This is a genomic window from Rheinheimera pleomorphica (assembly GCF_011634895.1).
Lineage (GTDB): Bacteria > Pseudomonadota > Gammaproteobacteria > Enterobacterales > Alteromonadaceae > Alishewanella > Alishewanella pleomorphica.
In genome coordinates this window covers 87,840-113,827 of the sequence record NZ_SIRR01000008.1, presented here as the reverse complement: position 1 = coordinate 113,827, position 25,988 = coordinate 87,840, and the positions used below count along the sequence as shown (strand labels likewise).

The following is a 25,988-nucleotide window of genomic DNA, read 5'->3' as shown; positions in this document are numbered from 1 at the left end:
TCATGAAATTAAATAAAGTGTTAAAAGGTTTATTGGTTGCTTTACCCGTGCTGACGCTGGCTGCTTGTAGCTCTACTTCTTCTACTGATCAGTCTGATGCTGACACCTCTGGTGTAAGCCAGCAGCAACAACAGGAAACTGTGCAGGTAGAAACGGTTGAGCCAGTAGTAAGCCCGGCTGAACAAATGCGCCAGAAGCTGGATGCACTGCGTCAGGAAAACACCATCTATTTTGATTTTGACAAAGCCACGGTACGCCCGGAATTTGTTGAAACGTTGCAGGCCCACGGTGCTTTCTTAAGCGCTAACCCTTCAGTACGCGTGACTATCGAAGGCCATTCAGATGAGCGTGGCACGCCAGAATATAACATCGCCCTGGGCGAGCGTCGTGCTATGGCAGTGGTACAGTATTTACAAAACCTGGGCGTTTCTGCCGGCCAAATCTCTACCGTAAGTTACGGTGAAGAGAAGCCGGTTGATATGTCACGCACTGAAGCAGGCTTTGCTAAAAACCGTCGTGCAGTGTTAGTCTATTAATCCAGACTAATTACCTATATTGATGCGAATGAACGTTAAATACACTTTGTTATCCGCAATAGCACTGGCACACACCAGTGTTATTGCTAACCCTGCACCTGTTACCGACATTACCCTTAACCGGGGGGCTGTCAGTACCGGCCAGGTTCAGCCAGCAGGCTCGCTGGAGCAGCGTCTTGCGACACTGGAACGCATAGTTGAAGCCCGCTCTGAAGCGCAGCTGAGAATGACCACCCAGTTGCAGCAATTGCTGGATGAAGTTAGCGAGTTGCGCGGTGTAACAGAAACTCATTCGTACCAGTTAGAGGAAATTCTGCAGCGCCAGCGTGATTTGTACCAGGAGATTGACCGGCGGGTCAGCGCTATTCAGGCACCAACGGCTGCAGGCAGTGCTGCAGTGCAGCCTGTTGATACTGTGGCGGCAACATCGACATACTCCAGCGATATGTCTGAGAATGACGCCTACGACAAAGCCGTCAATATGGTGCTGAAAGACCGGCGTTATGATGCCGCAATTCCCGAGTTTGAGAATTTTATTCGCAGTTACCCAAACTCAGGGTATACACCCAATGCACATTATTGGTTGGGGCAGTTATTATTTAATAATAATGAACTGGCCAAAGCCAAAACGCATTTTGAGCGGGTAGTGAATAACTTTCCTCAATCAAATAAAGTTGCCGATGCCTTGCTAAAACTAGGCCAGGTAGCCGAGCGCGAGAACAACAAAGACTCGGCATTGCGTTATTATCGTCAGGTAGTGCAGCAACACGGTACCGCCACTTCTGCCAAATTGGCGCAAGACAGAATCAATGCATTGAAATAATCTAACCCGGCTTTTGCCGGGTTTTTTATTGTTGTTGTCAGCACTAACGCTGGCATTTTGAGCAATCAGACCCTAACAAAGACGTTTTTAACACTTTTTGGTTGCACAAAAGCCGTAAATCAGTAAGATATGCGTCCGCAGTGGGGGTCATTAGCTCAGCTGGTAGAGCAGCGGACTTTTAATCCGTTGGTCGATGGTTCGAATCCATCATGACCCACCAAAGCGCACAAACTAAAGTTATCGAAGTGGGTCATTAGCTCAGCTGGTAGAGCAGCGGACTTTTAATCCGTTGGTCGATGGTTCGAATCCATCATGACCCACCACTTCGACGCCACCTGTTTGGGTCATTAGCTCAGCTGGTAGAGCAGCGGACTTTTAATCCGTTGGTCGATGGTTCGAATCCATCATGACCCACCACTATTTCTTCGTTTTTCCTGCATGGGTCATTAGCTCAGCTGGTAGAGCAGCGGACTTTTAATCCGTTGGTCGATGGTTCGAATCCATCATGACCCACCATGCAACCACACTGTATTTTCTTAGCGTGCAGCGCTATAATAGCCGCCCTTTACAGTCGGCGGGTAAGCCCTATGGAACAGACGTTGTATTTCACAGAGCAAGACTTTGCTTTTCCGAAAAAGCCGGTACCACTGAGTAGCGCAGATAAAGCTGCCTATAAAGACCGTATCAAAGCGTTATTACAGCAAAAAGACGCTGTGCTGGTTGCGCATTATTATACCGATCCGGAAATTCAGGCGCTGGCAGAAGAAACCGGCGGCTGTGTGTCTGACTCGCTGGAAATGGCACGCTTTGGTAATGAGCATCCGGCAAAAACCTTAATAGTTGCCGGCGTTAAGTTTATGGGCGAAACGGCGAAAATACTGACGCCAAATAAAACTGTGCTGATGCCAACCCTGGACGCCACCTGTTCACTGGATTTAGGCTGCCCGGCCGAGCCATTCTCCGCCTTTTGTGACGCGCACCCTGACCGTGTCGTGGTGGTATATGCCAATACCTCAGCAGCGGTAAAAGCCCGTGCCGACTGGGTGGTAACCTCGTCTATTGCACTGGACGTAGTAGATTACCTGGACAGCCAGGGCAAAAAAATTCTCTGGGGCCCGGATAAACACCTGGGCGCTTATGTACAAAAGCAAACCGGCGCCGACATGCTGCTATGGAACGCCGCCTGTATCGTGCACGATGAATTTAAAGCCAAGGCCCTGGTAGAGCTGAAAAAACAACATCCGGACGCTGCTGTACTGGTACATCCGGAGTCGCCCGACAGCGTGGTGCAGTTAGCCGATGCGGTAGGCTCAACCAGCCAGCTGATTAAAGCCAGCCAAACGCTGCCTAACGACACCTTTATTGTCGCAACCGATAAAGGCATCTTTTATAAGATGCAGCAGCAGATGCCGGATAAGGTATTTATCGAAGCTCCAACCGGCGGTAACGGCGCAACGTGCCGCAGCTGCGCTCATTGCCCCTGGATGGCAATGAACGGCTTAAAAGCGATTGAGGCGGCGCTGACAGACACCAGTGGCCATGAGATCTTCGTTGATGCCGCGCTGCGCGAAAAAGCCTTGCTGCCACTTAACCGCATGCTTAACTTTGCCAAAGAGCAAAGAATGCAGGTAAAAGGCAACGCCTGAGCACTGCTGTTGCCTAAATGCTTAAAAATCAGCCATAAGCAGGCATCAGAGAGAGATAACAGTTGCAGCGGGGTAGGAATTTCCCTAGTATAGCCGCGCTTGCAACGCAAGTTCCGGAGAGATGGCTGAGTGGCTGAAGGCGCACGCCTGGAAAGTGTGTTTAGGTTAACCCCTAACGAGGGTTCGAATCCCTCTCTCTCCGCCAGATTAAAAAAAAAAACCCGAGCCAAAAGCTCGGGGTTTTTGTTTTAATGCTGTAGCCGCGCAGGTAGTTTGAGAATTTGCGCAGGGTAGTTTGAGAATATAGACCGGTGGTAAATCGCAGGGTAGTTTGAGAATTTGCAGAGCAGGGTTACCTGCTCTTTGCGTTTAAGGCGGTTGTGTATTGTGTGGCAGGGGCTGTGGAGTAGTGCAGGGCAACGTGGGCAGCTGCATCGAGTAATAAGTGAATACCATCCATATGATCTGTTCCGGTTTCATCCTGCCGGTATAGCAGCTCTTGTGCTGATGATAGCAGTGATTTTGCCTGTGCCTGCTCACACGCCGGCATAGCATCGATCATGTCCTGTATCACTATTAATCTGTTATATGCGGTGTTCACTCCGCCTACAAACCGGAAGAAATTAAATCCGTTTAATAGGCTTTTAAACACCTTTCTTATGTTTGTTTGCATCTTTAGCCCACTTTCCAAACCCACCGGCAAAAACAACACCGCCAGCATTAAGCAGTTATTGATATTGCTCTGAGCAGAGTACCAATACCACAGCCACCATCTATCCTGAATCCAGACAATATTAGGTGCCCCAAAGTCGTTTAACCCCATAATGTTCTGGTCAATGTGCATCAGTGCGTTGCCCATAATGTCTACAGCAAGCAACGCAAAAACTGCCCAGGTAACCCAATATAAACGCATCTGGGTGACCACTTTGAAAACCAGCATCACCAGCATGATTAACATGCAGGCCATACTCCACAACACATACTGAAAGGTAACATGCTGCCTGAATGTTTTACCGTCAAACAGCAGCGCTGTAGCAATATGGTTAAGCGCGTATACAGCGGCTAAAACACCCGCCAACCAGATAATTGGTTTTAAGTCTCTGCGCCTGGCTATGTTATAAAACATCGCCAGGGCAAATGATACGATCCAAATTGTATCCAGCAAAAATGCTGTAATATTATCCATCAAACTACCCAGCAGTTTTCTTTACTTCTTCAGTGCCACCACCTGAACCACCGGTACCACCTGAACCTGGCCCCATGGGCTGAACAACATCGCCACCACCAATCCAGCACGAAAACTGCGCTACTGGGTCTGTCAGTGCCTCACATGTCTCGTTTGCCACAGCCAAACCAGGGCAAAATAATGATGCGATAACTATTGATGTTGTGATTGTTCTTTTGAACATTTTGCTACTCCATTTATTGAGGTTATTAATTATCAGAAATCCGCTCGCTAAACTATCTGAGGATAACGATTTTTGTATGATGAAAATTTGATATCTAATGATTCCGTACAATATTTGCGCATTGCGGCCATTGTTTTATCATATTTCAATCTCCGTGTAGGGCAAATCCGCTGCTTGCCCGATGATGCGGCCGCCCTCTATATATGCCTTGCTGTTAACCGCTACATCTTGCCCCAATACGGTGATGTAAGCGCCGCCCATTAACTGCACTGTACTGGTGCCGTCTAAGTTGTGGTTGGTTACTGTGGCCACGGTGCGGGGCTGGGTTTGCGTTAGTGTTCGCAGGCGGCGGTAGCTGTTACTCATAGCTGCGTAATGCTCCTACATTTTGGCGTACTGTCAGCTGGCCGTTTTGGCTGCGCTGGGCTGATATGGCAATGCTGTCGACCAGCGCTTTGTAGGTTTCTGTTTGCCATGTAACACCTAATATTTGCCCTGGTAAGCAAGGTGGTAGTAAGTCCATTATTGGCATTGTAAGTGAGATCACATCTTTGTTGCCGCTGCCAGCTAGCTCTGCAGTGCCTCGTTGGCGAGCTGCAATAACGTCTGTTATCAGCGCGTCGACGATATCCGGTGCCACTTTATCGCCTGCTGTGCCTGTGCGACGCACACCGCCGAAAACGCCTTGTTGCTCGCCGCGAACGAATATTTTGTTGTATAGCGGGCTAATTGATGGCTCGGAGTTATAGGACAGGATCACATCGTCATGCACTGCAACAGCCGGTGTTGCTCCTGCCATGGCCCAAGGCGTTACCGGCCATAGTGGACGGATACGCAGGGTTTTAGTTGCGCCATCGGGGTAAATCATAGCGCCAATTGCCTGCGCTATTTGTGCAATGGCCTCTACGCGGCTTTTGTTTACATACGAAAATGCACCGGCGGGCACATTAAATTGTGTGGGGCCGTAATCCAGTGTCCAGCCGGTGCCTGTCAGCTCGTCCGATACCAACGCGGCAATACCTTTTGCGATGGCGTTACTGTAAGAACGTGGCGCGTCATGCGGGCTGGCCAGCTCCGCAATGCTGCTGCGCCCTGCAACTGTCCATACATTACTGCCAAAAGATGCGGCTAAAGATGCGCGTTCTGCTAAACCGTAGAACTCGTAGCCATTAATAACCAGCTTAAACTCCTGCGGGCCACCGGCGAACAGCAGATCCTTATCGCCTTTACTGCCGCACACAAGGCTGATGGTTGCGCCCCACTGGCTGCGGCTTATGCTCCAGTTGGCGCTGATGATGTTTATCTCTTGGTTGTCGCTTACGCGGTAGCAGCGTAACTGTGGCTGCATAATGTAGCTCCTGCGCCGGGGCGGCGTTATCGGTGTTGTTATGTCTATGGTTGGCAGCTCTGGCAGTGGCGGTATTAACCCGCCGCCTATGTCCAGTACACACACTACGGGGTTGTGCTCGTTGCTAAAGCGCAGTGTTAATACGCCGCTGGTTGGTGCGCCGACTGTGTGAAACCGCAGAGTGAGCACGCCGCTTGTTGGCCGTGCGTCCTGGCTGCAAATATAGCTTGGTGGCCTTGGGCCCCATCGCAGTTTTGTGGCCTGTGCTATATCGCTGCCGTGGTTATAAAACAGCTGGGTAAAATGCTCGGCAATATCTGTGTGCTGCCAGCGCTGGGCTGTTAGCAACTGCTGTAATTTAACTGCTGGCAGCCATACTGTTTGCAGCTGGCGGCTAACTACTGGCCAGCGCGCCCATTTGGTTTGCGTTGCTGCATATACCTGCTGATAGCCGCCCCAGTTAATCTGGGTTTGCTTTTCCACTACCGGCCAGTTGCTTGTCCAGGTTGTGCCGGTTTGCTGCGTTACCAAAGGCGCTGTTGTCCATATCGAGTAAACCACTTTTATGGTTATCGGGTCAGACGACCAGCGCACGCGTATTGCATTAGTAATATCGCCACTGGCCCAGTTGGTTTTAAGCTGCCGGCTTAAATGGCCAGCGCGCACGCTGTAACGGCTGCTTACGGCCATTATGATATTTGGCTCTTGTATCGGTAGCGGCGGTGGCGGTTCGTCACCCTCATAACGCAGGGTGATTGGACTGACAACACCGGGGCCGGTACGGGTAAACCGCAGCTGAATAGCTGTCATGGGTTTAGTTGCACCGTTCTGGCGTCAACCAGCGATGCCTGTATTTTGTCATTGCCGTTTACGTAGTAGCTTGGGCTGCCGGCATCGTCCAGTATCAATGCCATTAGGTTGTTTTCGATTGTATAGCTAAGCGGCAACCGTATTTTTGCGTTACCCACTGCAGGCGGCACGCCGTGCCACAGCACTGTTAAATTAATGCGATCCATTACAACGTAGCGCTCAGCAGCAGGGTCGATATCTAGCTCAATTAGGCCGCAGTTAATTGGTGTCGTGAACGGCGGTTCATAGCGCAGCAAAAGGGTCATGCCAGATCTCCAGATTAATTGCAGCGTTTATCGGGCCGCCATTAGGGTTTCTGAGCGGTAAATAATTTTGCGCGTCAATCTCGACAACACTGGGCCAAGCCAGATCTCTGTAACCGATATATGTTAGATTAAACAAACCGGGTAATATTCCTCTATATACCGGTGACACCTGACTCCTAGGTAGTATTACACCAAACCTATCCGATACGTTAGTTGTAGCCTGATCGCGACTTGTAGCTTTAATATGTACAGGTATCAACCCTTGCGGGAAAGGTGGCGCAGCATTAAAAACGGTATTGGTTGTTACACTGCTGTTGTTCGTAAAACTACAAAGCGAATACTGAATGAACGATTCAAAACCGTCGGCATCATAAAGTTTCAAGCAGGCCGAATTACTATATTGGGCGGAGACACACAACCAGTCTAGCGTTTCCAAATAGCCGGCAAATGATGTGTCGGTTTGCGCTGGGGCGGCTAAAGTGATAAATCGGGATACATCACTCGGAATTGTCGAATAGTAATCGCCGACAAAAATGCAAGAATTAGGGAATGATGTACTTCCGGCGTGAACGGACACATTGCGACCCATGATAAAATAAAAAGCGGTGTTAGTACCTATCAGCAACCATTTATCCGTTTTGTTATTACCACTACCGGCTGTGGCGCGCAAAGCCTGCGTATAACCTTGACGGAACAGTGTATTAATATCTGTCATGCTGGCTGCATGGGTAATGCGCATCAGCGCGTTATTATTGTCGCTACCATCATTACTAAAAAATTTGGCATAACCGCCGCTACCGCCATCCGCTACAGAGTTGCGAAACGCTGCCGCCTGATTTACAGCATCGTAAAAAGGTCGAGTCCAGCCCAGCGGAGTTTTGTCACCGTACCCGTCTACCAGGCACTTAGTTAATATGTCTATAATTTCACTGGGCTTGCCGTTGGGTAGCTGCGGCGCGCCTGCATCATCCCAACGATATACTGTTACTGCCTGTGCCATTTAAAACTCCTATTTACTGGGCGTTGCCACGGAAGTGCAAGCGGATTGAATCTTGATCTATAGCGCTATGGCCAGCTGATACTGAGCGCAGTAGCACTGCTGGTTTTGATGCTGCGACGGTGTTAAAACGCAGCACGTTGCCCGGCAACCAGCTGCCGCCCCAGCCTGCTGAGCGGATAACGAAATACGGCTGGCCAGTGGCCGGGTTTATTGGCGCAAAATCATTTAACGTATCGCCGGTACCTACCTGGCCAACTAACTGGCCGACACAGCGGAATGCTGTGTCACTGGTAAAAATGATGGCCCAGCGCTCGTTAATCGCATCGGCGTTAATTAGCTCAATGGGGTAATTAATACTGTTGTAGTTGGCTGTGGCCGGGTCGCCCTGAATAGTGTCCTGCCATGTGGTATTCCATGTTACCTGGTCAAACAGGTTTGTAACCCGCGCTTGTAAATCGCCCAGCTGATAAACGCTGCTAACAATACTGCCAGCAGGGAAGCTGCCTTGTAGTGGCGCGGTAATTTTTAAGGTATTGTCGGTAACTCCGGTTACAAGCGCCAGTTCACTGAGGGTATCAACCAGTTCAAACGGTGCTGTAAACGCGCTGGCGTCGACTATGGTTACCTCGCCGGTGGCTTTGTCGTACTCAAAATAGCTGTTTAACGGGTGCCATAAACTGGAGCCCGTGCTGTCGACAATATCTATAAAGCTGTTTGGCCGGCGGGCAATGGTTTGGGCTGCAGTTAAGCTGGCGAACTGCTGATACTCATTGTTGGCAACGCACACAACACCGAATGGCCGGAAAATATTCACTTTGCCGCCGTTAGGCAACCGTAACTGGTTAATGCCGTAAAGTGACTGCGGCGGCACTAGCTGCACCACTTCGTTTATGGCATAGCGCAAGGTGCTTAGTTTTACCGCCTGAGTAAAGCTAAGGTTTACCACGCTGCCATTTATGGTACCGCTGACGCCGGTACCGGTAATGTCTCCGTTGGCATCACCACTGGCAGAAACTAGCCCGCCTGCAGTTAGCTCTGCTGCCATATAAAACGTGGCTGGTAGCGTTTCATCAAATGGTATGGCGAACTGGGCAGCCGTTGCCGCCTCGCCAGAGGCTGAATCTGATAAAAGCACGGCATTGTATTGTAGGTTGTCAAAGCCGTTGTACATCGTTGCAGTGCCATCTACTGGGTTAACCACGGCGACCTGCAAAGTCATGTTTTGGTTTTCAGTGTTAATCCACACTAACAATCGGGTGTAATCATTATCATCAACGCGCACGCTAAATGTTTTACCGTCTGATATGCGCTGCACTGAACCCTGTATGGTTTGTAACAGAAGACTGAAACCGGCTGGCAATGGCCCTGCATTGTTGTAGCTGCTGTACTTATCGCTGCTGTAGTAGCTGACGATTACATCTGTGCCCGCATCGGGCATATTGGGTAGCACAAAACTCAGAGAGTTATTTACCAGGTCTTCGGGCCGCTTGCTGATTTTACGCAGCCTGCCTTGGTAAAGGTAACTAATGTTAAAGTAGTTGACCACTGATACAAGCTGCGCGTGGTCGCTGATTGCTACGGTGTAAGACACCCCCACCGCAGGAATGGCTATCTCTTTGGCTGTTAAACCTAACTCTTGCAAAAACGGGGCGTTATTAGCCCGCTCGACGGCCTCGGTAATGTTTGGGGTAACCCGGCCACTGGTGCGCGCTACATTTAACGTGGTACCGGCGCTGTTGGCAGTTAACTGGGTTACGCCGTGGTACATCACGCCAGCGCCCGCTGTAGTATCGCGCAGCACGGTGCATCGTGATTGGGTGTTTACCAGACGGCCGCGCCCTGGGGCCGGGTGCGGTAGCGGGGGTTCAAAGCGGACAAAATCCGGCTCTATGGCTGTTACTTTAATAAAGTGGGTAAAGCGCGGCCAGGCAGCGTCTTCCAGGCCGGTGTACTCCACACTAATTACATAAATACCGCCCAAGCGCAAAGTAACGGTTGGCTGCTCGCCGCTAAAGGCTGCAGCCTGGGTTAAATCGAGCGCAGCTATTTGATCTTGCCCGGCTACCATTTCACTCAGGCCAGTGCGCAGTGCAAGGCTGGGCACCAAGCTGCTTTCAATGGCCTCAATGATATCAGCGCGGGTGCTGCCGTCGTTTACTGCTGCGGCCTCGATGATCATCACGTCGACAAGCGGATCTAATGGCGGCTCGTTAATCAGGATATGGCCGTCTTGCAATAGGGCCGTGTCTGCAGTGCTGACAGCAGGGTAAATTTTGGCAATGTCTACGGCGGATTGCGCATGGTCGATATCACTGATATTGCCAAACACTTCGTTCAACTGGCCGTTTTGCACTTCGTTGCTGGTGCGCTGGCCGCCGGCGTCGGCCTGCTGTGTCATGCGCTCGGATTTAAAAATTTTCAGGTCTGTGCGTAGCATTTAAACTGCCTTTTAAACGGTGATAAAACGTAAGGTAACGGCCATTAACAGGCTGTCATTGTCCGGGTCTACTTCGTCCAGTAGCGGTGTGGCAGTTACCGGCGCGTTGCTGTAATCCCACATCACGGTAAAGCTGCGTCCATCGCCCAGGGTGATATCAAAGCTGCCGGGTGTTGCTTCGCTATGCGCAAGTAACTGGTTTACCTCGGCGCGGGTTAGCATGTCGTCCTGCAACACTATTGGCCGGCCCGCCTGCTTTTGCGCTACTTCAACTAACAGCGCACCGCTGCCGGCATACTGGGTATTGGCTACCCGGCTGCTGTAGCTGTATTCGTTTATCCAGGGCATATCCGGCACGGTGATGGTGTCGATAATCATATTGATGTACTCGCTGCGCGTTCAATTTCGGCCAGCAGGCTGGCGGCATCTGTTCTGGCCATGCTTGCGTTAAAGCTGCGACCAGGTAACACCAGCTCCAGGCGCACGGTGTTGCTGCCACTTGTAACACTTGTGCCGGTTGTAGCTGGCTGGGTAGTCTGGATTGGCTGGCGTGTTTGCTGCCTTGGTGTTGGTGCATTGGTAACGGGGTCGTTGTTGCTCACCGGCTGCCGAGTGGCTTGCTCTTCTTTAAGCTGGGCCTGCTTAATGGCGTAGATTTCTTTGGCCAGTGCAAGCGACTGGCGGGCTGCGTTTACCGCTTCCTTATCACCAGCGGTTTGTGCTTCCTTTAGCTTGCTGTTCAGCTCGGCCAGCTGGGCGTCGTAGTTGCGTTTTTCAATAGCAGCCTGGTTATCCTGTAACCGGTCTAACTCGTCTTGTAAGCTGCGGAACGTACCCTGTAAACCGTCACGTAGTGACATAATGCGGCGCTCGGCATCGCTAATGGCGTTACGTAACGGGGCCAGTTCGCTTTCGCCCAGTTCACGAAATTGCAATTTCATGGCCTGAGAAATACGCGCAACATCGCGTAGTGATACTGAGCTGCTGTTTAGCTGCTCTGTGTATTTGCGGATCAGCATAGTTTCAGTGATGATTTGCCGTTCACGGGTGAAGGCGGCATTACTGGCCCTGGCTAAGTCCGTCCACCAGATATTGGTTACCCGGTTATTTTGAGCAATAAAGCCGTTTAACTCTTTAACGCGGGCTGATAGCTCGTTTGTTGATTTGTCGGTTAAATTGAACTCTGTGCTCAGGGCCTGCTGGGCCTGTGCAAGCAGACTAATGTACTGCACTGCCTTACCGGTCGTACCCGATAACCCCTCAAGTATGCTTTGCTGTTCAGCCAGGCTTTTATTGCTAAAGTCAGTCTGCTGCTGCAACTCCTGCTCGCCATCTTTTAAGCCGGCCAGCATGGGTTTGATGATATTCAACACTTGCACATAACGGTCTTTCTGGCGCAAATACTCAGCAGCTGAAATGCCATTAGTGCGGTAAAGCTCGTCCAGCTGTTCCATTTGCCGGGTGTACTCTTCGTACTTTTGCTGCAGCTGGGCGAAGGTAGCTAACTCCAGCTGTTTAACCTCATTTAGGGCGGTGGTATGTGCTGTTAGTTTTGTCTCAGCTTTTGCTAATGCCTCGGCTGCGGCCTGCTTTTCTTCGCTGCTGGCGGTCGAGCTGTCCAGTACGTCTTTATATTCCTGTATCGACTGCTGTGTTTTGCTAAGGTCGTTACGCATGTTGCCGTAAGCGTCGGCCTGCAACTTGGTTACATCTGCCGCTTTAGCTTTTTGGCCGGTTAGCTTGTCCAGCTCGGTTTTAAGACCAAGGGCGGCAGCTTGCTCGGCAACATAATTAGGTACACTTTCACCAGAGGCAGCAGCAGCTTTAGCAGCAGCTTCGGCGTATTTTAAGAATGCAGCGCGTTGTTGCTCGATGGGCTCATTGCCGGCAGCAATAGTTTCGTAGGCAATACGGGATTGTTCTGCGCTATCTTGCAGGCTTTTAGTGGATACAATACCAAGGGTTTTGTAGGCTTCTTCAAGTTCAGATATTTTGCCGGTGTTGCTTTCCAGCTGGTAGCCGTGCCCTATCAAGGCTTCGGTTTTCTGCTTAACCGCATTTGTGGCCAGCTGGTAAGCCTGTGCCTCGGCGTTATATGACAAGATGCCATCGTCAACAGCTTGCAGTACTTCCTTGCGGGTTTGGTAGTTGGTACCCAGCGCGATATTTATGCGCTCAATCTCAGCTGTCCACCGCGCTTCCTGGTCGGCCAGCCCGTCTTTACTAACTTTTAGTTCATCAACTGCATCTTTGTAATCCCACAGCGCTTTGGCCAGGCTGCCAATCTGAAACACGCCATAGGCAACACCAGCAAATATTCCACCTTTTGCCAGCAGGCCGCCAAGGCCGGTTAGGCTTTTAACCCAGTTGCCGGTAGCCGTAATGCCACCACGAATTTTGCCGGTAAGGTCAGCAATGCTCAGGGCGTTGCTGGCATTGGCTGCGTCTACGGTTTTTTGTATACCCACCAGCGACAGCAAAGCTACGCCGGCTTTACGTGAGCCATCAATCAGATTAAGAAAAAAGCTGCCAACCTTAAGTGTCGCCCAGGCTGCTGCAACAACACCGATAACCTCTTTAAAGTCATACAGGGTTTTGGCGGTGGTTTTAATGCCCTCACCAATAGACACAATGGTGTCGCTGATGTCTTTGGCCCACTGCTGCAACGTGCCGTCAGCGGCCATCTGCTCAAAGTTGCGGTTTAGATCTTCTAACTGGCCTTTTAGCCAATCCATAGAGCCAGACGTGGCGATCAGATTATAAAACTGTGCCAGGTTATCTTTGGCATTTGAGATAAGGCCAGATAGCAGTGACATGTTGGCCGCTGCTGCGCCCTGTGCGCCACTGCCCATTTCGTCAATCAGCTGCTTTATTACGTCGCGGCCTATTTTGCCCTGCTCAGACATCTTTTGCAGTTCGGCAGTGTTTTTGCCGGTAACTTTAGCCAGCAGATCCCATACTGGTACGCCACGTTCTACCAGCTGCAGGATTTCCTCTCCCTGCAATTTCTGCTTTGCCCAGGCTTGGCCAAGGGCCAATGAAATGCCCTCGACTTCCTGAAAGCCACCGCCTAACTTAAATGCCTGGTCGGTAATGGCCTGTAAGGTGCCATCCATCGGATCAATGCCAAACGCCTTTAAGCGCACAAAAGCTTTGCTAACTTCTTCCAGCTGTAAAGGGGTGTCCTTGGCGAACTCCTTTACCCAGGCTGTGGCCTGTTGGCCGCCCTCCAGGCTGCCCATTAGCGCGTTAAACTGCACGCCTAACTTTTCAAACTGGCTGCCTGTGTTGAAGATGCTTTTAATGGTCGTTACAAGCTGGTTTAAGCCAAGATAAGTACCGGCCAGTGCCACCAGCCGGCCCGTTACACTGGCAACGCCAGCACCAAAAGCACCCTGCCGGCCATTAGCGGCCAAATACTCTTTACCTAGCTTTTGTGCTTCGGCTGCGGTTTTCTTTAAATCTGTTTGCAGGCGCTTTTTCTCGGCACCCAGTTGGCGGGTGTCGATACCGGTTTCTTTTAACTCAGCCTGCAGGCGGTTTTGGTTACTAGCCGTAGCGTCCAGCTCTTTGCGCATTTCGCTTAGCTGTTGTTCGGCCTTATCAACATTTTTGGCAAGCTCAACAAAGGGTTTGCCTGTGTCGTTAGTTTCCTTTTTAAGTGCCTCTAACTTAGAGGCAACCGCAGCGGTGGCAATTTCCTGTGCTGCAAACTCACGTTTTGTTGCCTGTAATTCCTGAATCAGCTTTTGCTGGTTGCTCAGTTTGTCCAGCGAACTGGCAAGTTCATCAGCCTTGGGGTCAGCCTCAGCAGCGCCTTTACCTACATCTCGCACGGCGTCAGCCATCCGCGCCAGGTCTTTATCACCTGTTACGGTTGCGGCTATTTTTAGTGCTAGTTCGAGGTTTTTGCTCATGCTGGTAACGGCTCCGGGGCTTGGAAAAAGTGAGGCCGGGCAGCCTCACTTGTTTGGTCACGCTTTACTTACAGTTCGTGGTATTCAAACGGGGCGTCTTTACCGTCCAGCAGCTTAATTTTGCCGGCCAGTGTGGTGCTAACAAACTCAGACGCCATAAAGTCGACGGCGTTAGTTGGCGCCAGTGACGCTTCCGGGATATCGAGCTTGGCATTTTTGCCTGTTGCCAGGTTCTTCATATCGCCCAGGATGCGGGCACGAATTTGCGGGCGCAGACCGCCTTTAACTGAAATGCCGCTGATGGCGTTGTACTGGTAGGTTAAGGTAATAGCGCCGCCAGCTTCCATCGCGCCGCCTTTTTTGGCGCGCACTAAACCAGCTGCGTAGTTAATTTCTAAATCTACGGCTACATCAAGCGGGCCAGCTGGCGACACAATGGCACCGGTAATGCCTATTTCAGCCAGGTTGCTATGGGCCAGTTTTGCCCAGCGCCCGTTCGCTGGCAGGGTTACAGCTTCATCGGGCGCGGTACCGCTGCCCTGGTTAATTTCGGCTGTGTCACCTAATAACGCCATGGCTAACAGTTCAGCTGGTTGGTCGTCAAATGCAATAGTGACTTCGGTAGGTTGTGCCGTTTTAACTACGTCCAGCGCCTGGCCATAGCTGGCTTTTTTACGGCTGGTACGCACGGCTTCATTGCTGGGCGTGTTGATAGCTAATTGAGTGACGTTGATCGGCCCGATTAAACCCGTGCTTTCACCGGTGTCGGTTAAACGATCAATAAAGATGTTGCCTGATAACATTAAACCGCTCATGGGCGATCTCCTTTTTATTTAACTCGGAATTTGACTTCAAAAGCCAAGGGGTAATAACCAAAGCCGCCTTTTAACAACGGCCTGGCGGTTGCGTTAACCCGGTTTAACGGGCCTATACCTTGCACGTAACTGCTGTTTTGCACGGCGCGTAAGGTACGCGCCAGTAACTGGCCAGCTTCCTTGCTGCTGTCGCGGCTTAGCCTTACGGCCAGCACGACCATCCATGTTTGCGTTACGTGGGTTAGGCTGCCGGCAGCGACGCTTTCCGGTACCTTGTCGCCCAGGTAAATGACATGGGCACAAGGGGTAACCTGGGTTTTGTCGGTCACCTCGGCCATGTCGGCACTGCAGTACACCTTTTTTAAACCGGTCACACTGGCCAGCACGTTGTCCAGGTGCTGCTCTGTTGCCAGGTAGTCTTCTGCTATATCCAGCATTAAATAAACCCTTTGCTGTTTTTGCGGTTAAACACCTGGCCGTCAGCCTGGATCATGGCAATGGTTTCGCTGGGTTCGGTTGGGTTGCCTTGCGACAGCCCCAAGCTCAAGTCGCCTTTGCCGACTTTCACCAGGTAGCTGATCACACTGTCGTAACGCTTTTGCACTGTTTCCGGTGTACGGTCACCACTCATCAGGTAGCGGGCGATGTCGCAGCAGTGGCGCACTAACACGTCCGGTACCAGGCTAAGGGGCAGCTCGTAACGCCCGCCGATATAACCGTTTATTTCAGCGGTGGCGTCGGCAATGGCCTGCTCGATAACCGGCTGGTTTATCTCGCCGTCGGCTGCGCCCTCACGCCAGCTCAGCAAGATCATGTCCTGCTGGCCGTAGCGGCTTATCATGTCGGCAACAGTGCAGTAAGGCATTACTGGGCGCCTTGCTGTTGGTTAGCGTTTTGTTTTGCAGCAAACGCCTGCCAGGCTTCGTCACGCTCTGGCGCTTTTACCGGGCGGCCCAGCAAACGGCTTAAGGCATCCAGTTGCGGCACACCACCAGCGGTAAAGTGGTCTTTGTTGCTGGGGTCTAACCAGGTAAATGCCTGTTCCAGCGTTTCAGCTGCCGGCGCGTGGTCTTCACCTTTTTTCGCCTGGCCTTTTTCATCCGCTTTACCTGCTGCTGCAGCTGCCAGCAGTCGGGTGTCAACTGTTTCAGGCAGATCGGCTTCGTCGATTTCACGCACAGACAGGCGCTTCTCTGCATGGATGGCGTCAAGCTGCTGTTTAGTGAAATGGTCTTGCGGGAAAGCGGTACCCTCAGTGGTAAAGGCGGTACCGGCCCGGCGAAACGTGCCGGCCAGAGCCGCCACCGCATAGATAACTAATACTTTTGACATGGGGTTCTCCAGCTCGCCCTGGCTAACAGCTCCAGAGCGGCAATGTTGGGGTTAAGTCGGCTTACAGGAAGTCAGCTACAAGCACGTCGAACTTATTGCGCAGCTCGTTGCTCACTGTGGTACCGCTGCCGTCGTCAATGTGCTCGCGTTCTTTTAGTTGCAGTGCCAGCTGCTCCATGTTTGATGGCACAACTAACAGCAACTTGCCTTTGCCCAGTCCCAGTGGCCTGCCACCGTCAGCCTTAAAGCTTTTCATCAGGCTGATGGCATCCCATACCGTTTGGTAACCCAGCGTTTTCTTAACGCCTACCGCCATTTGCCAGAAGCCATAACCCACGTTGCAGCGCATGTCTGTGCCGTAACGGAACTGGTTACTCATAAACACGGCTTCATCGTCCGGGTTATCCATCACATTGAACTGGGCCTTGCGGCGCTCCTGGAAGATGATCGGCTTTAATGAGCGGCTGACATCAAGCAAAAACCAAGGCTCGCCAACATAGGCACCATCAATGATCACGTTGGACACTGAGGTATCAGCACCGCTGCCATCAACGTTGGCATTTACCGGGTGATCGGTATCGAAGAAGTTCTGGCCGTCATAACACAGGGTAGTAAAACCGGCCTTTAACAAGGGGAACGCCAGCTCGTCCGGGAATACCGCAGCGGCATAGCCCATTTCGTCCATCATGGGCGCGTATACACTAACGTTGTCGTCTTCAATGTCGTCACGTAGTACCGCTACCGTGCTTTCAAAGGTTTTGTTGGTCACGGCGTAAGCATGTTCTTTCATTGAATTAAGAACACGATCACCAATCCATTCCCGAAACTTAGGGAACTGACCCAGCCAGCCATAGGTGTTGCTCTTAGACGAGCTTTGCACCACAGTGGCAATAGCGGTCAGCTGCGGCTGGGCGCGGGCGACACCTTCCTGGAACTTTTTGCTGAACGATACCCGCAGGGCGTTTAGCGTTGCGCTGTTTACAATGGCCATTAGCGTTTAACTCCTAAGTCTTTCGCCATGTCTTCGTAGCTGATACCTAGCTGGTCGGCGATGTTTTTCTGGTCGGCAGTTAAGGCTGCCACGGTGGTGTTGTCGGCGTCTTCGGGGGCCTTTCCTTTTGTCTGTTTCCCCGTTAACGCGGCAACTACCGGGCGCGCATCTACTGCTGCTTTAAGTGCGGCCAGGCTTTGCTTGCCTAAGCTTTTCAGGTAGTCCATTTCGGCAGGAATAATCAGCTTACCTTCGGCCTGGGCCTGCTCAATTACCTGGTCAACTGTCAACACATCGTGATTGGCTTTTAATGCCGCCAGCTCAACATGCAGTGCCTGGTAGGTAGCAGCCGGCACAAACTTGGTTAAGTCGATGTTGCCGGTATCGGCTTTAAGGCTGGCGATTTCAGCAGTTAAGGCCGCGACTTTATCCTTGCCGTCGTCCATCGCTTTTAACGCCGCTATGGCATCGTTAATGTTCTGCTCAGTGGGTTCGGCACCGTCTGCAATGACAATACCCAGCCGACTAAGCAGCTGTTTAAGCAGCTCATTCATGGCTTTCTCTCTTGGGTTGGGGTTGGTGGAGTTGTTACCAGGGGCGGCAAACTGCGCGGCTAAACTTGCCAGCGCTTGCATGCCGTCCAGGCCGGGATAATTGGTTAGCGCCGCCATTCGGATTTCCAATGGCTCGCCGGTGGTTTTGTCGTAAGGAAATACCGCAGACAAGTAGCGGTACTCGCGGTTAATAATGCGTTGTTTAGCGTCGGCTACCCAGGACGGTTTAACGAATAACCCTTTGCCTGGGCGGTACTGCATTTCTTTAAACCAGCCAGCTGCCGGGGCAGGCTTGCCGTTTTCAGCAGCTTTTAGGGTTTGGTGCTCGTAATCAATGGGCCGTTCATTGGCGCGCAGCTGCACCTGGCTGATTAAACGCTCGGCTATTTCTGCGTTCATTTTCCACTTGCCACCAGGTACATCATGCGGACGGCCATCAATGCTGCTGAACTCGCCATCTGGCAGCAACTGCACCCAGTCGTCCGTGTTGTTGATCTGCTCGCTTAATACGGCAATGCCCAAAGCCTGGTTGGCCTGAGCTATGGCAGTAAGTACAGCAAGTGAGGTGGTGGAAGTTTTAAACATGTCAGCCCAGGTAAGTAATTAGCCTGGGCTGATTGTGGGGGATTAGGTTAGGGGTTGTAGATTAAAGCGTTTTGCTAACTTTCAGGCTTCACAAAATGAGAGGCTAGCGCTTGCTGGTATTGCAATCCGGCCTCTTCTTTTTGCAGGTGATAGTCGATGTCATCTTTGAAGCTGTCTTTTTCTAAGTTTCTGTATAAAGCTTCCAAGCTAAAACAAAACATTTTTAGATAATAAGCATCTAAAATAGCCCTGGATTCCAAAGTCATTGATTGTGTGTAGCTTCTAAACCTTTCTGAAATAATATTAATTTCACGAACATAGTTATAAAAATGCCTAATATTTTGCCGCTTTATTTCTGGGTAGTGAATATGCACTATTTTAAAAAACTCCGAGTAAATTGGCGTTTCTAGTGGCGGAACATACAGCAGCGATGGCTTTTGGCTTTTAATGGTTTCATCTAAGGCATTCGAAGCCGCATCGCTAAATACCTTGACCATAGTAATGAGGTCAGCCATTTCCGTATTTAGTGAGTCTATTTGATGATTTAGAGTTTGAGATGATTTTCTCTTCTCGCTAGTTGTTGTTAAGAAAGAGCCAAACCAAGACACGAACAAAGTAAAAGTAGCTGATGCGGCTGCAACAACAAGATCTCTAATTTCAAATTCCATACGAGACTTTCCATTTAATTGAGCCCATTTAAATCAATCCAAAAACGTTTAATGGGCCTTGGTGCGAATACTGGTAGCTTAAAAGCCTATTAAACGCCTTACAAGCGATTTGAGCGCGTTTTAGCGATTTGGCAGACCCTGACTAAAATGGTCGTACAAAATATCCATAATCGCCACTTCGTCATTCCAGGGGCCGGTGGTAAGGCCCAGCCATTCGCGGGCTACTATGCCATCGTCTTCACGGCCAAACTGATGGGTTGCCGCGTATTCCATATTAGAGCCAACCAGCAGCTGATCGTCATTAACATCGTAAAGGATGGTATCAACCAGCGTACTGCTTTGGCGCAGAATGCGGGTATCGCCGTTCTTGCGCCGTGTCGTCTCCGGTGCCAGCGGATCCCACAGCGAGCCGTCTGGCGCAACTTCCAACTGAAAGCGATCCTGTGTCGCCTCTACCAGGTATTCGCCTATCTGCGACAGCGCCGGTTTAAGGTTCCGCCCTTGCTGCACCAACTGGGTAATAACATCGGCGATGGCGTTTGCACCGCCGGCGTCAATACTGATATTGCTTCCTGCCATTACAGCAAGCCCTCGTCGTACGCCTGGCGTAATACCTCTTCACTGGCGGCAGCATAGATACCTTCAAATAGTTCAGCGATATAATCCTGCTCTTGGCCGCTGGCCTCGTTATTCAGTTTGTCCAGCTGGCGGATAGTATCCAGTGTTATTTCACCGGCAAGTAACGACTGGGCTTTTTGAAGTAACATCATCGGGTTTTACTCCTGGCCTTAGTGGCCTTGTCTATTTGCTGTTCCAGATAGCTATAAAGCTCAGGCTGCCATTGCTTTAGGGCGTCTGGTGCCAGCATCCAGGCTGTGAATGCCTCGGCAAAGCTTTCGTACTTGTTGGTCGCGGCGTAGTAAGTTACCCAGCTGGCATTAGCGGGATAGTCTGGTGCGCCTGCATAGTAATGTACCTGATGGCCAAGCTCATGCAGCCAGGTAGAAATTAATCTAGCACTTTCGCCAAGCCTTTTCTCTACCAGTTCGCTAACTGTCCAGTGCCGTTTAAACTGTTTGTCGGTTGTTCCAAAGATATGCGGCCCTTTGTTTTCTGCTGCATCTTTAACTACCTCACTGGCCACTTGCTGAACCTTGGCCATGTCGACGGTACTTAGCTTATCGTTGGCTTTGGCTTTAACCACAATATGCTCCCAACTCATGGCGGTAAAGCCGCCAACGCGGGCAGGGGAGCGGCTGGTGAATTTCAACTGTGCATAGTATTCGTCGACGCCAAGGTATTCAGCAATCGGCTTAGCCAGCGCAGCAGACTTTTTACCACGGCTCATTTCGGTTTGTTTAACCACTATGGTTTTGGTGGCTTTGGCCTGCATAAAGCCGTTTAGCGCGTCCAGCTGTGGCGCTTCAAGCTTGGTTAAAAGCGCATCTATACCGTCTGCCGTAACGCCCTTAACCGTGCTAAATGCGCTGGGTACGATACGCCCTGGCAGGCGCTCTGCCAGTTTAGGTTTGGCGGCTACCTGGGCTTTTACCCGCTCAACCGGCGAGCTGGTACCCGGTGCATAGTCAAAGCCCGGATCAATACCTACTGGCACCTGCTGCAATTCCCCGGTTTTCTTGTCTATCCAGTCGCGGTATTTAATTTCTGGCTCAGCGCTTACGGTTAAGCCTTTACGCTTAACACTGGCGGCAGTTTCACCAAATACTTTGCACTTACAGCCCCAGCCATTTTGCGGGAACCACACTTGCCAGAACGGGCTGCTTTTGGGCAGTACCAGGCCGTCATGCTTTAAGTGGTCTAGCCGTGGGTAAAGGCTGTCGCCATGCTTGTAGCGCCAAAACTCAAACTGTTGCAGCTGCTGGTGCCGGCCAGCATTGTATGCCTGGCGCATGTTGGTGCCGTAAATCACATTCGCACGCCAGGCAGCATCGCCTGTGTGCTCCCAGCCATAGCGTTTTACTATGTTTTTAAACTCACTTTTAAACCAGGTTAAGCTTTTGCCATTGGCTATGGCTGCATCCACAGCAGCGCGCATATCTGCCAGTAAATCTGTTTTCAGTGCACCGGCGACGGTGAAGGCGACATCATTCTGCTGGCGCCAAATGTCTGTCCAGCGCTCGCTGGGCAGGTTTATCTTTTTGCGAAAGTACGCGATAGCCGCATCAAACGGCAAAGAACCATACTCAGCAGTTGCCATTAGTCGCCTTGCTCCACGTCAAAGCGGCCAGCCAGTTCGGCGGCGGCAAAGGCTTGCTGCATAACGGCGGCTAGTTCGGTTTCGTCCAGGGTGCCTTCCAGTGTTAGCAGATCGTCCAGCAGCTCTTCCAGGCTGCTGGCGTTGTCTACCATGTCCTGAATGGGTTTTAGCAGTTTATCCACTGCCGGCTTGGCCTTGCTTTGCAGCTGTTTGAGCAGCTTGTCTGCGGTGTCTGGCTGTTCTTGTGTTACCGCTTTTAGTGCAGCAAAGCCGGTAAGCTGTGCCGGTGGCTGTGGGGCGTTTTCCAGTATTTGCAGTACAGGCTCACCCTCTTTGGGCTGGGGGATCTTGGTTTTTTCATGCAGCCAACTGGTACCAATTTTCATACCCATACCGACAAAGGCCCGCAGCGGGTAAGCCAGATCGCGCAGGTCTTCCGGCTCGGTGGTATCAAACACCAGGCGAGGCTTGCGCTTAACGTCTCCGGTATAGCTTTTGCCGTTAAGCAGGTACATTGGCAGGATAAGATCACGGTTTAAAGTGCCGGCTAACTGGCGTAAGTCGTGGTCGCGTATTTCCTGGCGTATGCCATCATGCACGTTACCCAGTGCCTGGCTGCCACTGTTGCCCACTTCAGCGCTCAGCGTTTGGCCTAAGATAACCTTGCTTTGAATGCGCTCGCACCAGGCAATCATGGTCATAAACGGCTCGCCACCACCTTTGGCCGCTTCGTGAAAGTCCAACTCCATGCCCTTTGGCATAATACCGGCACCGTTATGGCCAACACTGAGCACGGCATTCATCAGGCTGTTTTTCTCTGGATCTGTCGCGCCGCTTGGGTACTTGCCCACGCGGATAGGTATGCCGTAAATTTCCAGAAACTCGGCCAGATCCCGTACGGAGTAGTTCTTAAAAATAAACGGCCAGGCTAATTGCCGCACCAGGCCCATACGGGCGACATAGCCCGACTTAGCCGGGTGGCGGTGTTGCAACCAGTTAAGCGGGCGCAGCTCTTCGCCCAGGGCACCGTCGCGCAATAGCAGTTTGTTCTGGTCGTGTTGATCCAGCGTAAACCAGGACGCTGGCCTATGCTCAAACCCTATAGGTACCTGAAAACCACCGTGGCGCTGCCACTCAAATTCAATATTGCTAAAGCCTTTATGCACGCCATCAGCCAGGCTAAAGATCACGTCTTCCCAGTCTTCAATATCGCGCAGCATATCGGTAATGTTTGCCGCGTCGGCTTTCTCAGCGGCGCTGGCGTTGCGTGGTGGCTCAATGCTGTAAGGCACTGTGCTCATGGCCATTTTGCGCTTAAATAACTCGGCGGCGATATGGCCGTCTTTTTCTTCAATGTCTTCGGCTAGCCAGCACTGGTGCAGCAGGTTGCCTTGCTCTGCCTCGCGCAGGATATTAGCCAGCTTTGCCGGGGTTAAGCCACTGCTGGGGTGGTCGGCAAATTCGCGCCGCAGCTGTGCTGCGTAGGCGTTTTCGTCTTTGGTTTGTTTGGTGCTTAGCTGCTTTTCGCGGATACGAAAGCGAACGCCATTTTGCTCGTAGATCATCAGAAACAGCCTCTGTCAAAGGTGGGGTTGTCGTTGTCCTGGTAGCGTTCGTCGAACTGGCTAACCGGGATAACAGGGGTAAAGGCAATTTCGCTGCCGTCCATCCAGCTGGCGCGTATTGCCATTGCCAGTGCTACGGCAAAGTCGCCGTGGCGCTGCTGGCCATCGCTACCTTTGCCGCTGCCTTTCTCAATTTGCGGTATGCCGTTGCGGATCTGGATTTTGGTTAAGTCGTCCAGAATGTCCATGTGCCGGGGTATTTCTATGTTGCCATCGTCAAACTCGGCCTTTAGCTTAGGCATCCATTCGCGGTACCAGGCAGCGCTAAGCATCACGGTATCGACCATCTGGCTGCCGTAACGCAGCTGCGCAGCCTCGGCCAGGTAACCACCGTTACCCGTGGCATCAAAGGCAGCAGCAGTAAACCGTGGCAGACCAGACAGCAGGTAAAACAATATTTGTCGCTGGGCGTCATAGGTGGCATTTACCAGCTCCAGCACAAAGGGTGTGCGTTTGCTCAGGTCGGGCTTAATTTCCAGCGGCACAAACACCGACAAGTCGCCTTTGCGGGCAAAGTCTTCGCCAAATACATGGCGGTGCTGTGGGTTTAAGCTGTTTAAAAGCGGTTTTAAAACGTCGTTACACCATTCTTCAACCTGGCGTTTGCGGGCATATTCTGGCAGTAATTCAAAATCTTTCGGGCTGGTGTAGCGCACAACCGGGATGCTTTTATCGGCAACCATGGCGCGCTCTATCAGCACGCGCTTTAAGTAAACACCGCTGCCAGCCTTGGGCACACAGAAGTATTCCTCCAGTGCGTCTTCTTCGGTGGCGGTGTCTTTAAGCAGACCGTTTTTCCACTCGTCTTCGGCTTGCTGGCTCCAGTCCTTTTTACGGATTTGACAAATGCGCTGGTACAAGCCTTCGCGGCAGGCATCGTCCAGCGTTATGGTGTGTACGCTGTAGCGTTTTTTGCCGGCGCGGCTGTCCTGGATAAGCTGGTTAAACAGGTTATCTATGCCGTTGTGGGTACTGATTAAACGTACTTTACTGCCCCACATGGTAAGTGCCAGGGCGGCCTTTAATACCTCAGCCAGGCGCTCATGGAATGCCGCTTCGTCTATGGTTACGTTACCCTGCATACCGCGCAGGTTAGCCGGGTTAGAGCTTAATGCCTGAATTTTAAAGCCGCTGGCAAAGTGAATAACAAAGGTCAGGATCTCTTTGCCGTCTTTGCCGTCGTCGACAAAGATTTCTTCCTGAATTTCTGAGCCGGCTTTGTTAAATACCCGCGCCCACATTGCCGCAGCTTCGATAAACTCGCGGGCCATTTCCTTGTTGCTGCCAACGTAGAAGTGGTTACAGCCGCCATTGTCACGGCGCAAGCTGGCACACAAAACCGCGTCGGCAGCTTCTGCCCAGGTTAAGCCGGTACGGCGTGACTTTTCGGCAATTTTTAGCGGGCTGTCATCTGCTACCCAACGCTTTTGGTAGCCCAGCAGCACCTCTGCGGGGTTAAACTGGGCCACCTGAGATACATAGGCATCAACGTTATGGCCAACAGCCTGGGCGATAGCGGTTTGGTTCATCAGGCAATACCCAGTATTTCGCGTTTTAATGCGGCTACGCCCTCAGCGGTAAGCCCTTGCTGGCTGGCCACTTTCTCGGCAGCTTCTGCGGCTTCGGCAGCAAACAGCTGGCGGATCTCTTTTTCCCGCTTATGGCTGTGCATGGCGGCGGCTTCCAGGCGCTGGGCGGCAAGCATGGCGTCTTTAATCATGCCTATGTCCATTTCCTCACTGCTGCTCTGGCTCATCATGGCTTTAAACAGCTGAGTGCGGCCTATCTCTAAAATCATCCGGCTTACGTCACCGGTTGGCTTGTCGCCCAGCTGCGCTACCAGGGCGTTAGACACCTCGCGCAGTTCGCGCAGGTCTTTGCCGATGGTTTCCATTTGGGTGCTGTAACGGTTAAGGCCAGAGCGGCTGATTTTAAGCTGCTCTTTTTCATCGGGCGGCAGCTGGCTTTGCTCTATCAGGTCGTTGATATAGTCGAGCACTTCTTGCTGGGTTAAGCGGCCATCGCGCAGTTTGGCGTCCAGCTCGCGCCGGATCTCTTCGGGTAGCAGGTCTATTTTACTGCGGCGGCCACGGGTAATTTTGTCATTCATGGCGGGCCTCAGTTGGTGGGTGAAGGGCGTTTAATACCTGGTACGCGGGCGCGGCCTGTGGCAACGTCTAAACCGCGGCTGGTAAGGTGTGCCAGCTGAATGTTACCAACGCTTGAAAGCGTAATTAGCCCTTGCTCAACCAGCCAAGCCAGCTGAGTGCGCAGGCCGTCGCGGGTAATGTCTAACCCCATTGCGTTAATGCCGTCGTGCAATATGGATTCGTTAAGGTCGTAGCCGGAATCCTCTGACAGCAGCCGCAAGATCACCAGGCGTTGGTGTTCTCTCATCAGTTCAGCGAGCATGGTTTCCCCTTAGTTCATTCTCGATCAGTAAATCCAATTTGTTTTCGATGGCTTTCATGCGCCCGGCTGAGCTGTCCAGCTTTGATGCCAAGCCGCTTAATTCTTTTCCCATCTGGTGTAGCTCTTCTTTGGTAGGTAGGTACTCCAGGCGAACCTGCAGCTTTTCCTGTTCGGCTTCACTTTTTTTCAAACGTGCTTCGAGCTCGGCTATGGCCTGTTTGTTTTCACGCGGGGCGCGGCTTATCCATACCCAAAAGCCAAGACCAATAGTTACCAGCCACTGCAGCACGTCAAACCAAAACTTAAGCTCGGCATAGTTCCAGCTATCCATACAGTTGCTTCTCCCGTTGTTCAGCTATGGTTTGGCAATCGGTGCAACGCATGGCGTAAGGCACCATAACCAGGCGTTGTGTGGCTATTTGCTCTGCGCAGTCGCAGCAGTAACGCGGTTCGCCGCTGTTAACTTCTACTGCTTTAGGTCGATTAAGCGCGGCTTTAAGCGCCTGATCGCGTTGGCGCTGCTCTAACTCGGCAGCTCTGTCTAATAGGTCTGGCAT

Annotated in this window: 28 protein-coding genes and 5 tRNA genes; 8 read left to right on the top strand and 25 right to left on the bottom strand. The window is 51.6% G+C overall.

The features are described 5' to 3' along the window. Nucleotides 1-2 precede the first annotated feature (2 nt). The 8 genes from pal to EYB30_RS09630 all read left to right on the top strand — a co-directional run bounded on the left by pal (nucleotide 3) and on the right by EYB30_RS09630 (nucleotide 3,210). On the top strand, nucleotides 3-536 hold the full coding sequence (pal, locus tag EYB30_RS09665; protein ID WP_166838718.1) for a peptidoglycan-associated lipoprotein Pal: 534 nt from the start codon (nucleotides 3-5) through the stop codon (nucleotides 534-536). Between the two features lie 28 nt (nucleotides 537-564). Beyond that, on the top strand, nucleotides 565-1,359 hold the full coding sequence (ybgF, locus tag EYB30_RS09660; protein WP_166838717.1) for a tol-pal system protein YbgF: 795 nt from the start codon (nucleotides 565-567) through the stop codon (nucleotides 1,357-1,359). 144 nt (nucleotides 1,360-1,503) lie between these two features. Continuing rightward, a tRNA-Lys gene (locus tag EYB30_RS09655) sits at nucleotides 1,504-1,579 on the top strand. A 27-nt stretch (nucleotides 1,580-1,606) separates the two neighbouring features. Further along, nucleotides 1,607-1,682, top strand: a tRNA-Lys gene (locus EYB30_RS09650). 18 nt (nucleotides 1,683-1,700) lie between these two features. Beyond that, a tRNA-Lys gene (locus EYB30_RS09645) sits at nucleotides 1,701-1,776 on the top strand. A 23-nt stretch (nucleotides 1,777-1,799) separates the two neighbouring features. Next, nucleotides 1,800-1,875, top strand: a tRNA-Lys gene (locus EYB30_RS09640). Nucleotides 1,876-1,946: 71 nt separating this feature from the next. After that, on the top strand, nucleotides 1,947-3,005 hold the full coding sequence (nadA, locus tag EYB30_RS09635) for a quinolinate synthase NadA (protein ID WP_166838716.1): 1,059 nt from the start codon (nucleotides 1,947-1,949) through the stop codon (nucleotides 3,003-3,005). A 115-nt stretch (nucleotides 3,006-3,120) separates the two neighbouring features. Next, nucleotides 3,121-3,210, top strand: a tRNA-Ser gene (locus EYB30_RS09630). Nucleotides 3,211-3,357: 147 nt separating this feature from the next. On the opposite strand, the gene EYB30_RS09625 is transcribed toward EYB30_RS09630, so the two are convergent. From EYB30_RS09625 to EYB30_RS09505, 25 genes are all read right to left on the bottom strand, one after another. Then, nucleotides 3,358-4,191 (bottom strand): hypothetical protein, encoded by an 834-nt coding sequence (locus EYB30_RS09625; RefSeq protein ID WP_166838715.1) that lies wholly within the window; start codon nucleotides 4,189-4,191, stop codon nucleotides 3,358-3,360. 4 nt (nucleotides 4,192-4,195) lie between these two features. Beyond that, complete coding sequence (locus EYB30_RS09620) at nucleotides 4,196-4,525, bottom strand: hypothetical protein (protein ID WP_166838714.1); 330 nt, start codon at nucleotides 4,523-4,525, stop codon at nucleotides 4,196-4,198. 27 nt (nucleotides 4,526-4,552) lie between these two features. Next, entirely contained in the window at nucleotides 4,553-4,780 is a 228-nt protein-coding gene (locus EYB30_RS09615; RefSeq protein WP_166838713.1) for a hypothetical protein, read from the bottom strand. Further along, nucleotides 4,773-6,572, bottom strand: a complete 1,800-nt coding sequence (locus EYB30_RS09610; RefSeq protein ID WP_166838712.1) for a hypothetical protein — start codon at nucleotides 6,570-6,572, stop codon at nucleotides 4,773-4,775. The genes EYB30_RS09615 and EYB30_RS09610 overlap by 8 nt, the downstream gene beginning before the upstream one ends. After that, nucleotides 6,569-6,877, bottom strand: a complete 309-nt coding sequence (locus tag EYB30_RS09605) for a hypothetical protein (protein WP_166838711.1) — start codon at nucleotides 6,875-6,877, stop codon at nucleotides 6,569-6,571. The genes EYB30_RS09610 and EYB30_RS09605 overlap by 4 nt, the downstream gene beginning before the upstream one ends. Continuing rightward, complete coding sequence (locus EYB30_RS09600; protein WP_166838710.1) at nucleotides 6,855-7,877, bottom strand: hypothetical protein; 1,023 nt, start codon at nucleotides 7,875-7,877, stop codon at nucleotides 6,855-6,857. The genes EYB30_RS09605 and EYB30_RS09600 overlap by 23 nt, the downstream gene beginning before the upstream one ends. Before the next feature lie 13 nt (nucleotides 7,878-7,890). Next, a complete protein-coding gene (locus tag EYB30_RS09595; protein WP_166838709.1) occupies nucleotides 7,891-10,314 on the bottom strand; it encodes a hypothetical protein in 2,424 nt (807 codons plus the stop codon). A 12-nt stretch (nucleotides 10,315-10,326) separates the two neighbouring features. Then, nucleotides 10,327-10,692 (bottom strand): hypothetical protein, encoded by a 366-nt coding sequence (locus EYB30_RS09590; RefSeq protein ID WP_166838708.1) that lies wholly within the window; start codon nucleotides 10,690-10,692, stop codon nucleotides 10,327-10,329. Next, a complete protein-coding gene (locus EYB30_RS09585) occupies nucleotides 10,689-14,231 on the bottom strand; it encodes a tape measure protein (RefSeq protein WP_166838707.1) in 3,543 nt (1,180 codons plus the stop codon). Before EYB30_RS09585 ends, EYB30_RS09590 begins: the two co-directional genes overlap by 4 nt. A 68-nt stretch (nucleotides 14,232-14,299) precedes the next feature. Then, nucleotides 14,300-15,046 (bottom strand): phage tail tube protein, encoded by a 747-nt coding sequence (locus EYB30_RS09580; RefSeq protein ID WP_166838706.1) that lies wholly within the window; start codon nucleotides 15,044-15,046, stop codon nucleotides 14,300-14,302. 14 nt (nucleotides 15,047-15,060) lie between these two features. Next, nucleotides 15,061-15,483 (bottom strand): phage tail terminator protein, encoded by a 423-nt coding sequence (locus tag EYB30_RS09575; protein ID WP_166838705.1) that lies wholly within the window; start codon nucleotides 15,481-15,483, stop codon nucleotides 15,061-15,063. After that, complete coding sequence (locus EYB30_RS09570; protein WP_166838704.1) at nucleotides 15,483-15,911, bottom strand: gp436 family protein; 429 nt, start codon at nucleotides 15,909-15,911, stop codon at nucleotides 15,483-15,485. The genes EYB30_RS09575 and EYB30_RS09570 overlap by 1 nt, the downstream gene beginning before the upstream one ends. Continuing rightward, on the bottom strand, nucleotides 15,911-16,378 hold the full coding sequence (locus EYB30_RS09565) for an HI1506-related protein (protein WP_166838703.1): 468 nt from the start codon (nucleotides 16,376-16,378) through the stop codon (nucleotides 15,911-15,913). The genes EYB30_RS09570 and EYB30_RS09565 overlap by 1 nt, the downstream gene beginning before the upstream one ends. 61 nt (nucleotides 16,379-16,439) lie before the next feature. Then, entirely contained in the window at nucleotides 16,440-17,369 is a 930-nt protein-coding gene (locus EYB30_RS09560) for a Mu-like prophage major head subunit gpT family protein (protein WP_166838702.1), read from the bottom strand. Then, on the bottom strand, nucleotides 17,369-18,508 hold the full coding sequence (locus tag EYB30_RS09555) for a phage protease (RefSeq protein ID WP_166838701.1): 1,140 nt from the start codon (nucleotides 18,506-18,508) through the stop codon (nucleotides 17,369-17,371). Before EYB30_RS09555 ends, EYB30_RS09560 begins: the two co-directional genes overlap by 1 nt. Nucleotides 18,509-18,582: 74 nt before the next feature. Beyond that, nucleotides 18,583-19,176, bottom strand: coding sequence for a hypothetical protein (locus EYB30_RS09550; protein WP_166838700.1), 594 nt, complete (start codon nucleotides 19,174-19,176; stop codon nucleotides 18,583-18,585). A gap of 120 nt (nucleotides 19,177-19,296) precedes the next feature. Next, complete coding sequence (locus tag EYB30_RS09545) at nucleotides 19,297-19,755, bottom strand: phage virion morphogenesis protein (protein ID WP_166838699.1); 459 nt, start codon at nucleotides 19,753-19,755, stop codon at nucleotides 19,297-19,299. After that, nucleotides 19,755-19,946, bottom strand: a complete 192-nt coding sequence (locus EYB30_RS09540) for a hypothetical protein (protein ID WP_166838698.1) — start codon at nucleotides 19,944-19,946, stop codon at nucleotides 19,755-19,757. Before EYB30_RS09540 ends, EYB30_RS09545 begins: the two co-directional genes overlap by 1 nt. After that, the gene (locus tag EYB30_RS09535) at nucleotides 19,943-21,394 is read right to left on the bottom strand and encodes a phage minor head protein (protein WP_166838697.1); all 1,452 of its coding nucleotides are present in this window, start codon (nucleotides 21,392-21,394) and stop codon (nucleotides 19,943-19,945) included. The genes EYB30_RS09540 and EYB30_RS09535 overlap by 4 nt, the downstream gene beginning before the upstream one ends. Next, the gene (locus EYB30_RS09530; protein WP_166838696.1) at nucleotides 21,394-22,959 is read right to left on the bottom strand and encodes a DUF935 domain-containing protein; all 1,566 of its coding nucleotides are present in this window, start codon (nucleotides 22,957-22,959) and stop codon (nucleotides 21,394-21,396) included. The genes EYB30_RS09535 and EYB30_RS09530 overlap by 1 nt, the downstream gene beginning before the upstream one ends. After that, nucleotides 22,959-24,548 (bottom strand): terminase family protein, encoded by a 1,590-nt coding sequence (locus tag EYB30_RS09525; RefSeq protein ID WP_166838695.1) that lies wholly within the window; start codon nucleotides 24,546-24,548, stop codon nucleotides 22,959-22,961. Before EYB30_RS09525 ends, EYB30_RS09530 begins: the two co-directional genes overlap by 1 nt. Further along, complete coding sequence (locus EYB30_RS09520; protein ID WP_166838694.1) at nucleotides 24,548-25,129, bottom strand: DUF3486 family protein; 582 nt, start codon at nucleotides 25,127-25,129, stop codon at nucleotides 24,548-24,550. The genes EYB30_RS09525 and EYB30_RS09520 overlap by 1 nt, the downstream gene beginning before the upstream one ends. A gap of 8 nt (nucleotides 25,130-25,137) precedes the next feature. Then, entirely contained in the window at nucleotides 25,138-25,431 is a 294-nt protein-coding gene (locus tag EYB30_RS09515; protein ID WP_166838693.1) for a VpaChn25_0724 family phage protein, read from the bottom strand. Continuing rightward, nucleotides 25,421-25,762 carry a DUF2730 family protein gene (locus tag EYB30_RS09510; RefSeq protein ID WP_166838692.1) on the bottom strand — a complete coding sequence of 114 codons (342 nt, stop codon included), beginning with the start codon at nucleotides 25,760-25,762 and terminating at the stop codon, nucleotides 25,421-25,423. Before EYB30_RS09510 ends, EYB30_RS09515 begins: the two co-directional genes overlap by 11 nt. Further along, nucleotides 25,755-25,988 (bottom strand): TraR/DksA C4-type zinc finger protein, encoded by a 234-nt coding sequence (locus EYB30_RS09505; RefSeq protein WP_166838691.1) that lies wholly within the window; start codon nucleotides 25,986-25,988, stop codon nucleotides 25,755-25,757. The genes EYB30_RS09510 and EYB30_RS09505 overlap by 8 nt, the downstream gene beginning before the upstream one ends.